This window comes from Kitasatospora sp. NPDC058406, assembly GCF_042722765.1.
Taxonomy (GTDB): Bacteria; Actinomycetota; Actinomycetes; order Streptomycetales; family Streptomycetaceae; genus Kitasatospora.
In genome coordinates this window covers 1-11485 of the sequence record NZ_JBHXKE010000277.1, presented here as the reverse complement: position 1 = coordinate 11485, position 11485 = coordinate 1, and the positions used below count along the sequence as shown (strand labels likewise).

Annotated in this window: 10 protein-coding genes, 1 tRNA gene and 1 pseudogene; 8 read left to right on the top strand and 4 right to left on the bottom strand. The window is 76.9% G+C overall.

Going from position 1 to position 11485, the window contains the following annotated elements:
- Positions 1 to 308 (top strand): annotated as a pseudogene (locus ACFWOG_RS35270) (hypothetical protein); the annotation flags it as partial.
- Between the two features lie 220 nt (positions 309 to 528).
- On the opposite strand, the gene ACFWOG_RS35265 reads toward ACFWOG_RS35270, so the two are convergent.
- The 3 genes from ACFWOG_RS35265 to ACFWOG_RS35255 form a co-directional block, all read right to left on the bottom strand.
- Complete coding sequence (locus tag ACFWOG_RS35265; RefSeq protein ID WP_329951054.1) at positions 529 to 993, bottom strand: GNAT family N-acetyltransferase; 465 nt, start codon at positions 991 to 993, stop codon at positions 529 to 531.
- A gap of 112 nt (positions 994 to 1105) precedes the next feature.
- Positions 1106 to 2044 (bottom strand): fused MFS/spermidine synthase, encoded by a 939-nt coding sequence (locus tag ACFWOG_RS35260; protein ID WP_329883717.1) that lies wholly within the window; start codon positions 2042 to 2044, stop codon positions 1106 to 1108.
- Positions 2045 to 2135: 91 nt separating this feature from the next.
- On the bottom strand, positions 2136 to 2660 hold the full coding sequence (locus tag ACFWOG_RS35255) for a hypothetical protein (protein WP_380363377.1): 525 nt from the start codon (positions 2658 to 2660) through the stop codon (positions 2136 to 2138).
- A 491-nt stretch (positions 2661 to 3151) separates the two neighbouring features.
- Between ACFWOG_RS35255 and ACFWOG_RS35250 the strand changes: the two genes are divergently transcribed.
- The gene (locus tag ACFWOG_RS35250; protein ID WP_380363375.1) at positions 3152 to 4696 is read left to right on the top strand and encodes a tetratricopeptide repeat protein; all 1545 of its coding nucleotides are present in this window, start codon (positions 3152 to 3154) and stop codon (positions 4694 to 4696) included.
- A 24-nt stretch (positions 4697 to 4720) separates the two neighbouring features.
- On the opposite strand, the gene ACFWOG_RS35245 is transcribed toward ACFWOG_RS35250, so the two are convergent.
- Entirely contained in the window at positions 4721 to 5371 is a 651-nt protein-coding gene (locus ACFWOG_RS35245; protein ID WP_329883713.1) for a histidine phosphatase family protein, read from the bottom strand.
- Between the two features lie 200 nt (positions 5372 to 5571).
- Here ACFWOG_RS35245 and ACFWOG_RS35240 point away from each other — a divergent pair, with 200 nt between their 5' ends.
- The 6 genes from ACFWOG_RS35240 (at position 5572) to ACFWOG_RS35215 (ending at position 11459) form a co-directional block, all read left to right on the top strand.
- Positions 5572 to 6873, top strand: coding sequence for a hypothetical protein (locus tag ACFWOG_RS35240; protein WP_380363373.1), 1302 nt, complete (start codon positions 5572 to 5574; stop codon positions 6871 to 6873).
- Positions 6870 to 8537, top strand: a complete 1668-nt coding sequence (locus tag ACFWOG_RS35235) for a hypothetical protein (RefSeq protein WP_329951049.1) — start codon at positions 6870 to 6872, stop codon at positions 8535 to 8537. The genes ACFWOG_RS35240 and ACFWOG_RS35235 overlap by 4 nt, the downstream gene beginning before the upstream one ends.
- An 8-nt stretch (positions 8538 to 8545) precedes the next feature.
- Positions 8546 to 9901 carry an AAA family ATPase gene (locus tag ACFWOG_RS35230; protein ID WP_329951048.1) on the top strand — a complete coding sequence of 452 codons (1356 nt, stop codon included), beginning with the start codon at positions 8546 to 8548 and terminating at the stop codon, positions 9899 to 9901.
- Positions 9902 to 10115: 214 nt separating this feature from the next.
- On the top strand, positions 10116 to 10523 hold the full coding sequence (locus tag ACFWOG_RS35225; RefSeq protein ID WP_329883709.1) for a hypothetical protein: 408 nt from the start codon (positions 10116 to 10118) through the stop codon (positions 10521 to 10523).
- 211 nt (positions 10524 to 10734) lie between these two features.
- The gene (locus ACFWOG_RS35220; RefSeq protein ID WP_329883708.1) at positions 10735 to 11265 is read left to right on the top strand and encodes a bifunctional DNA primase/polymerase; all 531 of its coding nucleotides are present in this window, start codon (positions 10735 to 10737) and stop codon (positions 11263 to 11265) included.
- 120 nt (positions 11266 to 11385) lie between these two features.
- Positions 11386 to 11459 (top strand) — tRNA-Lys (locus tag ACFWOG_RS35215).
- The last annotated feature ends 26 nt before the right edge of the window (positions 11460 to 11485 follow it).

Genomic DNA, 11485 nt, shown 5'->3' with positions numbered 1-11485 from the left:
CTCCCGGCCGGACCACGGCCCCCGGGGAGCCGGGTGACCGGCCGCACCACACCGCCGCCGACCGTCCGGGCACGGGAGCCGCCGGGAGCGGCCGGAGCGCGGCGGAACCGGACCGGCCGACGATCGCGGAGGGCTCCCCCGCCGCCGGTCCGGCCGGCTCGACGGCGGGCTCCACCACGACGGCCGCCGTCACCGTCGCGCACGGCGCCCCGGGGACCGCGACCGCCGTCCTCGCCCCGATCGCGGCCGGGCTGGCCCTGACGGGCGCCGCGATGTACAAGCACCGAGGTCTGCCCAAGGGGCACTGACCCGGACGCACACCGGCGGGGACACGCAGCGCGGCCCGGAGGACCGGCCCGGCGCAGGTCCGGTAGCGGTGCCGGGCCGGGGTCCGGGCCGGGCCGGGCCGACCGGGGCCACCGCCCGGGCCGCGACGGCGAGGCATGCCGTCCCGCCGGTGGACGGTGCACCCGGTGGACGGTGAGGTGAGAACGGTGGCCGACGGGCGGGGGCGGGGTGCCCGGGCGGTCAGTCGCCCGACGGCCCCGTCGCCAGGGCCAGCAGCGGGAGTTCGCGGCCCGGTATCGAGCCGGAGGGTACGGTGCCGATCCGGACCGCGCCCATGGCCGCGTAGAAGGACTCGGCGTTCGGGTCCGCCGCGACGAGGACCCGGCGGAAGCCCGACTCCGCGGCGCGGCGCCGCAGATGGGCCAACAGGAACCGGCCGACACCCCGGCCGATCACGTCCGGTTCGACGAAGAGCATGTCCAACTCGCCCTCCGGCGGCGCCCCGACGAGGGTGACGAAGCCCAGCACCCGGCCGTCGGCCTCGGCCACCGCCGTCCGGTCGGCCTCGATCCGCTCCGGGTCAAGGGTGAGGTCGACCCGGCAGGCCTCCATGAACTCCGCGTCGTAGCCCCAGTGGGCCTTGGAACGCAGGGCCAGGGCGCTGAGCAGCGCCGCCTCGTCCGGTCGGGCCGGTCTGATCCGCATGGCGCCACCTCTCCCGGTCGGCCCCGTCCGGATTCCGGACGCCGGGGCCCATTGTCGGCAGGACGGGCGGCGCTGCCAACCGGTTTTCCGGGAGCCGGACGCCGCCGCCGGATCAGCGGAAGACGCCCGGGGGCGGGGCCGGGGAGGGGGCCGCGGTGGCGTCCGTGGCCGGGGTGGCGCCGGCGGCGAAGTCGGCGAGGGCGCGGCCGTGTTCGACGCGGCCGAGGGCGGCGTCCGAAGCCACCTTGCGGGTCAGTTCGGCGAGCGGGAGCCCGGTGTGGGCGGCGGCCAGGACCAGGTTGCCGAAGCGCTTGCCGCGCAGCACCGCCGGGTCGGCGACCAGGCAGAGCTCGGGGAAGACCGCCCCGAGGGTGGCCACCTGCGAGCGGGCGAACGACAGCGCCGAGCCGTCGGCGATGTTGACCGCGTACCAGCCGCCGGGGGCCAGCGCGCGGGCGGCCAGGGCGGTGAACTCGACGGTGGTGCAGTGGGCGGGCACCCGGGCGCCGGAGAAGACGTCGGCGATCACCAGGTCGACGGTGCCCTCGGGGGTCCGCTCCAGCACGCTGCGGGCGTCCGCGCCGCGCACCTTGACCTGCCAGCCGCGCTCCAGCGGGAGTTCGGCGCGGACGAGCTCCGTGAGGGCGGTGTCGATCTCGGCGACCTGCTGGCGCGAGCGGGGGCGGGTCGCGGCGACGTAGCGGGCCAGGGTGAGGGCGCCGCCGCCGAGGTGGAGGACGGTGAGCGGGCGGCCGGGCGGGGCGACCAGGTCGATGAGGTGGCCGAGCCGGCGCTGGTACTCGAACCCGAGGTGGGTCGGGTCGGCGAGGTCGACGAGCGACTGCGGCGCGCCGTCGACCAGCAGCGACCAGGCGGCGGGGCGGTCCCGGTCGGGGCGGAGTTCGGCGAGGCCGGAGTCGACGGGACGGGTGAGCGGGCCCTGGGCGTGCGCGCGACCGCCGGGGCCGGTGGCGGCCGGTCGGACGTCCGGCTCGGTACGGCTCCGGTCCGTGCTGCGCCCGGCTCTGCTGCTTCGTCCCATACCGGCCATTATCGCCGCCGTGCGGGGAGTCGCCGCAGCTCGGGGCCGGGCGGGCGGCCGTTGCGGGCCGGAACGGCGCGGACGTGGCAGGGCGGGGCGGTCAGAACGGGCCGAGGCCGCCGGCGGTGAGGGTGCAGGCGGCCTCGCAGAGCGCCGAGCGCAGGACCCAGGCGTCGGTGGGGCGGGCGGCGCAGTCGGCGCCGGCCGGGGGCATCACCCAGCGCGGGTCGGTGGGCGGCGGCAGGAAGGCGCCCGCCGAACAGGAGCTCCCGGGCAGGTGCCAGGTCGCCGAGGTGCCGGCCGGGACGAGGAAGGTGACGGTCGCGCCGCTGCGGCTCTGCAGCACCGCGCCGCAGGCCCGGCGCAGCCGCAGGATGTCGACCGTCTCCAGGCCGTGCCGCAGGGCGACCGTCACGGTGTCGTACGCGGTGGCGACGGTGCCGCCGGCGTCGGCGCCTGGGCCGGGGCCGGGGCCGGGGCCGGGGCGGCGGGACGGTCCGCCGCCGCACGGGGCGCGTCCGGGTCCGCGCTCGTCGGCCGACTCGGGGAGCAGCGCGGGGGCGGCGGCGGCGAGCACCCCGCCGGCGACCAGGCGGTGGTACTGCGGCACTCCGGTGGCCGACATGGGCCCTCCTGTCACCTCGTCGGGATGGAAGCCGCGCCGTCCGGGGTGGGGGTGCCGCCGGGGGGCGGCGGGGACGGCGGGCAGCGGCCGGGGCTTCCACGTATCAGGACAACGCCGAGGAGGCTCCTCAGGCCACGGGGCGCCTTACAGCAAGGCATGGCATTTCATGGCGGATCCGGGCAACAGTGCCCGCTTTGGCACGAATTGACCGCACATCAGCCACAAACTCGCTGTGTCCGCACGGTGACTCCCGGTACTGTCGGTGGGGCCCGCCCCCCCTCCGGGCCCCCCCGCCCACCCCCCCCCCCTGCGCCCCAATTTGATCCAACACCACCACCAAATCCGCGTTGTGCAACTGTCTCGTGGGGTAGGTGTGGTGTTTACGAGACAGCCGTCGGGCCCCACCGGACCCACCCGTGGCCGGGCGCCCCCGACGCCCCACCGCCGCCCGACCCCTCGCACCACCACCCCGCACGACCACGGAGCGCACCATGGCAGCCACCCCACCGGCCAAGCCGAACCGCCCGTCGCCCAACGCCGTGATGCGCGCCCTGCGCGGCGACCGCTCGCCGGGCGAGTTCGCCATGGCCGTACGCCGGGCCGCCCGCGAGATCGGCGAGCACGTCTCCTGCGACGCGCGCTACGTCGGACGGGTCGAGTCCGGCGAGATCCGCTGTCCCAACTACGCGTACGAGCGGGTGTTCCGGCACATGTGGCCGGACCGCTCGCTCGCCGACCTCGGGTTCGTCCCCCGCGCCGCCGTCCGCCGCCGTCCGGCGGACGGCGGGGGCGGCGGCGAGGACGAGGCCTGGACGCCACCTCCGCTCCGCCCACCGTTCCTCCAGGTGCCCGCCCCGCGACTGCCGCTCGCCGCCCGACTCCCGTACGCTGCCTCGCCGTACGCGGAATCGCCCCCACCGGTCGGGGCCCCGATGCCGAGGTTCGCGGCGGCGCCCCGGGGGCCCGACGAACCGCACCATTCCGACGAGGAGAACGACGACGTGCGTCGCCGTACGTTCCTGGCCGGCGGCCCGGCCGCGCTGGCCACCGCGGCAGGCATCGACCGCCCCGGCACCCCCACGGCCGACAACGCCTTCGTACCGGGCCGCCCCGGAGCGGTTCCGCCGCCCCGCAAGGTCGGCGCGGCCGAGGTGCTCGGCGTCGAACAGGCGGTCCGGGAGATCCGGTTGGCGGACGACGCGCACGGCGCCGACGCCCTGTTCGAGCTGGCCGGGCGGTCGCTGCGGACGGCCTACCTGCTGCTCGACGCGTGCGAGTACTCCACCGAGACCGAGCGGAGGCTCCAGGCCGGCGCGGGTGAACTCGCCGTCTCGGTCGGCTGGTTGGCGCACGACTCGAACCGACTGGCGGACGCCCGGTCGTTCTACGCGGAGGCGCTCGCCACCGCGCGGATGGCCGGCGACGCCGCGCTGGAGGCGCACGTCTTCTGCAACAGCGCCTTCCTGGCCCGGGACGCCGGACGCCCCCGCGAGGCGTTGCGGGCCGCCCAGGCCGGGCAGTCCGCCGCCCGGCGGCTCGACTCCGACCGGCTGCTCGCCCTGCTCGCCATGCGCGAGGCCGGCGGGTGGGCGCTGCTGCAGGACCGCGGCGCCTGCGAGCGCGCGATCGCCCGCGCCTGCCTGCTGTTCGACGGCGGCCCGTCGGAGACCGACCCGGAGTGGATGTCCTTCTTCGGCGAGGCCGAGCTCGCCGGACTGCGGTCCCAGTGCTGGTCCGCCCTCGGGGACTGGGACCGCGCCAGCGAGCAGGCGGGGCTGGCCATAGCGCTCCAGAAGCCGCACTTCGTCCGCAACCGGGTGCTGTACACGGCCGAGCTGGCCCACGACCGGCTCGGCGGGGGCGATCTGGCCGACGCCGCCCAGCACGGGTCGGCCGCCGTCGCACTGTTCGACGAGGTCCGCTCGGCCCGGATCCGCTCCATGCTGGCGGACACCGCGCAGCGGCTGCGCCCGCACCGGCGGGTGCCGGAGGTGGGGCGATTCCTGACCGAGTACGACGTGGCGGCGGCGGCCTGACCGGGCGTCGGCCGGCCGGCGGCGTCAGTGCTTCAGGCCCTCCAGGTGCCCGAGGTCGTTCCAGACCTCGACGGCCGGGGCGCCGTACTCCCAGGAGAGGACGCAGAGCGCGGCGGTGCCGAGCTTGAACCGCTGGGCGTACTCGGGCGGCAGGCCCAGCCAGCGCGCGGTCAGGATGCGCAGCAGGTGGCCGTGGGCGAAGAGCACCACATCGCGGTCGGCGCAGTGCATGACGGTGGTGTCCGGCTCCGGGACACCGTGCGTGTCGTTGAGATCGGCGAGGAGGGCGTCCACCCGCGCGGCGACGTCGGAGAGCTTCTCGCCGCCGGGCACACCGTCGCGCCAGATCAGCCAGCCGGGGTGGTCGGCGGCGCGGATGTCGGCGCCGGTCCGGCCCTCGTACTGGCCGTAGTCCCACTCCAGCAGCTCGGGCCGCTCGACGGCCCGGTCGCCGAGGCCGGCCAGCGCGCAGGTCTCCTTGGCCCGGTCCAGCGGGCTGGTGTAGACGAGGGCGTCGGGCAGGCCGTTCCAGGGGGCTCCGGCCAACCGGGTGCCGAGCGCCCGGGCCATCGCGCGGCCCTCGTCGGTCAGCGGGATGTCGGTGCGGCCGGTGTGGCGGCCGGTGGCGGACCACTCGGTCTCGCCGTGGCGGACCAGCAGGATTCGAGCGGGCATGGCAGGCTCCTCGCGCACAGGACGGCGTCAACGATCGGCCTCACCATTGAGCACCGGTCTCCATGATCCCTCACCTGCGCGGCGCCCACGATCCAGGCCGCCCCCCACGGAGGTCCGGGGCGGTGGCGACCACCGCCGAGGACCGTCAACGGCCGGTCCCGGCCACTCTGTCGGACCCGGATGCGACACTGGGCCGCACCATGAACGTCTCGACGAACGCCCCGTCCGGCGGGCCCGCGGAGCCGCTCGCCCAGCGGCTCGCCACGCTGCGCGGACCGGCGCCGCAGCGCAGTCTGAACGCCCGCGCCCTCGCCGCGCTGGCCGCCAATCCCGGGTGTCACCGCCGGGCCGTGCTGGACGCGGCCGGGGTGGACAAGTCCGCACTGGCCGCCCGGCTCGGCCACGCCGCTCCGTTCGGGCAGTCGCCGTTCGCCCTCGCGCGCGGCGTCATCTTCGAGTCCCGGCTGAAGGAGGACGGCTACGCGGCGTTGCTGGAGCCGCTCCGCCACCGGCTGGGCCTCCCACCCGACGGGGACACCCCGCTCGCCGTACCGGACCTGCTGCGCTCCTCCGGTCCCGCGGTCCGGGCCGACCGGACGAGGGCCGCGCTGGCGGAGGCCGCCGCGGACCCGGACGCCTGGACCCTCCTCGACCACCCGCTGCTGCGGCTCACCGTCGCCGGCTCCACCGCCTACCTGGAGCCGGACGCCGTCGTGGTGCACGGCGGGCGGTGCACCGTCGTCGAGATCAAGTCCTTCCCGGTGCTGGACGGCAGCGCGGACCCGGCCAAGGTGGGCGCCGCCGCCCGGCAGGCCGCCGTCTACGTGCTGGCGCTCCAGGAGACCGCGGCCTCGCTGGCCGGGCTGGACACGGATCCGGACCCGTACGCCGAGCAGCAGCTGCCGGGAAGCCCTCGGTCGACCGTGCTGCTGGTCTGTCCCAAGGACTTCGGCAACCGGCCGACCGCCGTCCCGGTGGACGTCCGGCGGGAACTGGCCACCACCCGCCGCCAGCTGGACCGGATGACCGGCATCGGGCGGCTGCTGGACGCGCTGCCGCCAGGGGCCGACTTCGACCTCTCCCCCGACGCGAGCGGCGCCCCGGTCCGTTCGACCGAGGAACTGACCGGGTCGGTCGAGGCGGTGCCCGCGGCCTACAGCCCGGACTGCCTCTCCACGTGTGAGCTGGGGTTCCACTGCCGCGCCCGGACCCGTTGCGACGACCGGGTCGAACAGCTCGGCCGGAGCGTCCGCGGCGAGCTGGGCACCATCCGGACGGTGACCGAGGCGCTGGCCGTCGCCCACGACGGCCCGGCCGCCCGGAGCCTCGCCGACTCCGACTCCGACCCCGGCGACAGCGACAGCGACAGCGAGAACGACGGTCACGACGGGCACCCCGACGCCGCGGCCGACGAGGCCGCCGCCCGGCTCGTCCACGCCGCCGCGCTGCGCGCCGAGGCCCTGGGCCGCCCCGTCCCGGCCCCCGCCGGAGGCCCCCGGTGAGCCTGCTGACCACCCTCGCCCGGCTGGAGGCCGTCCGCAGCGGCCGGGCCGAGCCCCTGGCGACCGTCCGCCACCGGCACCTGTCCGACCGCCCGATGGTGGTCGTCCCGCTCACGGCGGCCGGCGAGGCCGGTGCCCCGCTGGCCGTGCTGCTCGGCACCGACCGGGACGCACCGAGGCTGCACTTCGTCCCGCAGCCGCTGAACCGCACGCTGCGCTTCGACTTCCTGGCCGAACTGGCCGCCGACCTGCTGCCCTACCTGGAGTCCTTCGGCGACGACGTGGAGCAGATCGAGGGCTCCGAGAAGGACCCGGAGACCGGCGAGAAGACGCAGGTCCTCCGCGAGCTGTGCGCGGACGCACCGCAGGTGATCGTGCCGAACACCGGTGGGATCCGGCACCTGGCGCTGCTCGGCCGGTCGACCCGGTTCCGCCGCACCGCCGAGGACGACGAACCCGGCCCCTACCCGGCGCCGGCCCGGGTGCCGCTGCTCGGCCGCTGGCTCACCCAGCTCACCGACCGCGCGATGGTGCCCGGCTCCAGCCTGCTGCTGCCGATGACCGGCCTGCTCGCCCGGCACTGGGCGACCGGCCAGAGCCACCTGGAGGACCAGCACCTGGCCGCGCTGCTCGCCTGGCACGCGCCGCCGGCCGGGCTGACCGGCGCCGAGGCCGCCGAGCGGGCCGAGACCGCGCGGGACCCCGAGGGCCGGCTGCTCCACCCGCCGGCCGGGCCGGCCACCGACCCGGCCTTCGACGCGAAGGTGCTCGCCCCGGCGATCACGCGCTACGACGCCGCCGTGGCTGCCCTGGCGGCCCTGACGGACGGCGCGGGGACCGCCGAGCGGACCGCCGCCGACCCGGCCGCCGCCGAGCGGGCCCGGGAGGCCGTCCGGGTCTCGGTCGAACGGCTGCGCGCGGTGCACGCGGACCAGCTGCTGCCCACCTGGCACGACGTCTGGCACGGCCTGGACCTGCTGCGCGCCCTGCCCCCGGGCGGACACCTGGCGGAGCGCTGGACCGGCGACCGCTGGTCCTACACCGGCCACCGGGACCGGCTGGCGGCGGGCGAGCCTCCGCAGCCCCGGGTGGACGACGCCGTGACGGCCGCCCGCAAGCTCGCCCAGCGCGAGCGCGAGCAGACCCGGCTGGACGTCCAGGAGGCGCTGGACGACCCGCTGGCGATGGCCGAGCACCGGCTGGCCGGCGAGGCGTTCACCGGCGTGGTGACCGAGGTGGTGCCGGACTACGACACCTCGGGCCGGTCACCCAAGCCGCGTCCGCTGGTGACGGTCCGCACCGACGACCGCCCGCACGCCGACCTCGGCCGGGACGCGCACCGGGTGTGGGGGTCCCCCGACCCCGGGTCCGGGAGCGCTCCGGCCGGGCAGAAGGCCCAGAAGGCGCAGATCGCCGCGGTCGACCGGACGGCGGGCACCATCACCGTGCGGGTGCTCTCCGGGATGGGGCGGAAGAAGGAGCCCGAGCCGGGGAGCCTGCCCGAGCCGGGCGAGCGGGTCACCTTCACCCTGTTCGAACTGACGGCCCGGCAGGCCGCGCCGCTGCCCGAGCCGGACGACACCCCGTGGACGCACGGCGGTCCGCCCGGTGCGACCGTCACCCTGACGGCGACCGTCCCCGCGGCCTCCGAGGATTGGGAGTGATCCGGCCGATGAGCACCGAGCAGACCCCCGGTGACGCCGCCGACGCGGCGGTGGCGCGGATCCTGGCGGCGACCGTCCACCCGGCCGTCGGCGCGCCGCGCGGGGTGGTCGTGGACTCGCCGCCCGGCGCCGGCAAGTCGACCCTGGTGGTGCGCGCCGCGCGGGAGCTGGTGGAGGCGGGCGAGCGGCTGATGATCGTCGCCCAGACCAACGGCCAGGTGGACGACCTCGTGGACCGGCTGGCCGCGAAGGCGCCCGACCTGACGATCGGCCGGCTGCACGCGGCCGACGCCCGGCCGGCGCCCGAGGTGCTGCGGCACCCCAACGTCACGCCCTCCGACAAGGTGACCGACCTCGCCGAGCTGGACGTGGTGATCTCCACCTCCGCCAAGTGGCAGTGGGTGCGGACCGAGCAGCCCTGGCGGCACGCGATCGTCGACGAGGCGTACCAGATGCGCTCGGACGCGCTGCTCGCCGTGGCCCGCCTGTTCGAGCGGGCGCTGTTCGTCGGCGACCCTGGTCAGCTGGACCCGTTCACGGTGGTCGGCACCGAGCAGTGGGCCGGCCTGTCGTACGACCCGTCGAGCAGCGCGGTGGTCACCCTGCTCGCCCACAACCCGCAGATCGAGCCGCACCGGCTGCCGGTCTCCTGGCGGCTGCCGGCCAGCGCGGCGCCGCTGATCTCCGGCGCGTTCTACCCGTACACGCCGTTCCGCTCGGGCACCGGCCCGGAGGACCGCCGGCTGACGGCGGCGGTGCGCCCGGACGGCTCCGCGCTGGACGCGGCGATCGACCGCGCCGCCGAGCACGGCTGGGCGCTGCTGGAGCTGCCGCCCCGGCACACCGTCCGGACCGATCCGCAGGCGGTCGCCGCCGTCGCGGCGACCGTCCGCAGGCTGCTGGAGCGCGGGCTGACGGCCCACTCCGAGCAGGGCTCCGTGCCCTTGACCCCCGGCCGGGTCGCGGTCGGCACCGCCCACCGGGACCAGGCGGCGGCCGTCCGGGCGGCGCTGGTCGGGGCCGGGGTCCCGGTCGATCCGACGGCCGGACCCGCGGTGACGGTGGACACCGCCAACCGGCTGCAGGGGCGCGAGTACGACGTCACCGTGGTGCTGCACCCGCTCTCCGGGCGGCCCGACGCGACGGCGTTCCACCTGGAGACCGGCCGGCTCTGCGTGCTCGCCTCCCGCCACCGACACGCCTGCATCGTGGTGGCCCGGGCCGGGATCGCCGAGCTGCTGGACGAGCATCCGGCCACCGAACCGGTGCAGTTGGGCGTCCCGGTCACCTTCCCGGACGGCTGGGAGGCCAATCACCGGGTGCTGCACCACCTCTCCGGGCACCGGGTGCGGCTGGACCGCTGAGCCGCCCGCCTCGGCCGCCCGGGCCGCCGCACCCGGCCACCGGGGCCGGCCCGGGCGGTGCACGCCCCCGGCGCGCCCGGCGGGAATAGCGCCCGAACTCGCACCGTTCCGTTACCGGCCGCCGCCGCGAGACAATGGACGGCGGCCACGACCGGGCGGCGCCCGTCCCAGCCGTCGCCGCCCGCCCCTACCGAGCACCCGGAGGTGTCCTTCCATGCCCGACTCCCATGCGCAGGCGTCCGACCCGAGCGGCCCGGCCGCGGCGGCCGGTCCCGGCGAGGGCGCCGGTGCGGCGCCCGGCCGCCGGAAGCGCCCGGTGCAGCTGCTGTTCGAGCCGCAGGCCGACGAACCGGAGCCGGAGCGCTTCTTCGATCTGGAGTCGATAGACGACCCGGCCGAGCTGCTGCGCCGCTCCACCGAGCTGGCGCTGGCGTTCCGCGCGGCCGCCGAGCGGGCCACCGACTTCCAGGCGGTCGCCGCGGCCCAGCTGGCGGATCCGCGCCGGTTCGACGCGCTCTCGGAGACCGAGATCGCGGGACGGGCCGACTGGACGCCGGACTACGCGGCCAAGATGATCGAGTACGGCCGCAGCCTGCTCCTGCCCCGCCGCCACGAGGACTGAGGCACGCCGGACCCGGCCCGCCGGCGGCCCGTTCCGACGCGGCCCGTCCCGTGCCGTGCCCCGGCCCGGGCCCGTTCCGGGCACCCTGAACCCTCCGCCGCCGCTGGCATATGCCGGGGGGAAGCGGAAGGGTACGCCGTCGGCCGCTCCACTGTCCGGCAAACCACGCTTTCCCTCCCGGCCACGCCCCGGACACCCCACCCTGCTGTGCGTGGACATCTGGACGTATCAGTCGGTGGAGTACGTGACCGTGGCCGGGGAGGCCTGGCTCGCCTCCGCCAGCGAGTACCCGCGCAGCATGCGCGCCCTCTGGGAGTCCCGCCCGTGGGCGCCCTCGGTGCTGCCCTGCGGACGTGCCTTCGACGTGATCAGCATGCCCGCGCTGTTCGGGCGCCGCGTGCTGGACGAGCTGTGGGCCTCCGGGCCGGGCTGCGGGCCGGTGGCCGCCTACCGCGGGCGGACGCTGCTGTTCGTACGGCCGGGGGCGGCGCCCCGGCTGCGCCGGCTGCTGGCCTGGGAGGAGTGGGCCCGGGACGTACCGCCGCTGCTCTGCCACGGGCAGGGGGACGCGGTCACCGTCCCGCCGGTGCAGCGGATGGTGAACGGCCCGGACTCCCCCGGTCTGGGCGCGGGGCGGTGGATCGTCGCCCCGGACAGCCGGGAGCCGTGGCTGCCGGGCGCCTCGGTGGTGCTCTGGGCCTGCGTCCGGGCGGCCCGGGAACCGGCCGCCGCCCTCCGCTGACGGCACCCGGCGGGGGAGCCCGGCGCGGGGCCGGAGCGGCGGTCCCGGGCGCGGCGCCGGGGGCGGATATTCGATTTTGGCCGGGCCGCGACCCGCTGCTAAAGTCTTCCCTGTCAGCAGGCGCCGCTAGCTCAGTTGGTTAGAGCAGCTGACTCTTAATCAGCGGGTCCGGGGTTCGAGTCCCTGGCGGCGCACAGACAGCCGGAAGGCCCTTCGCGAG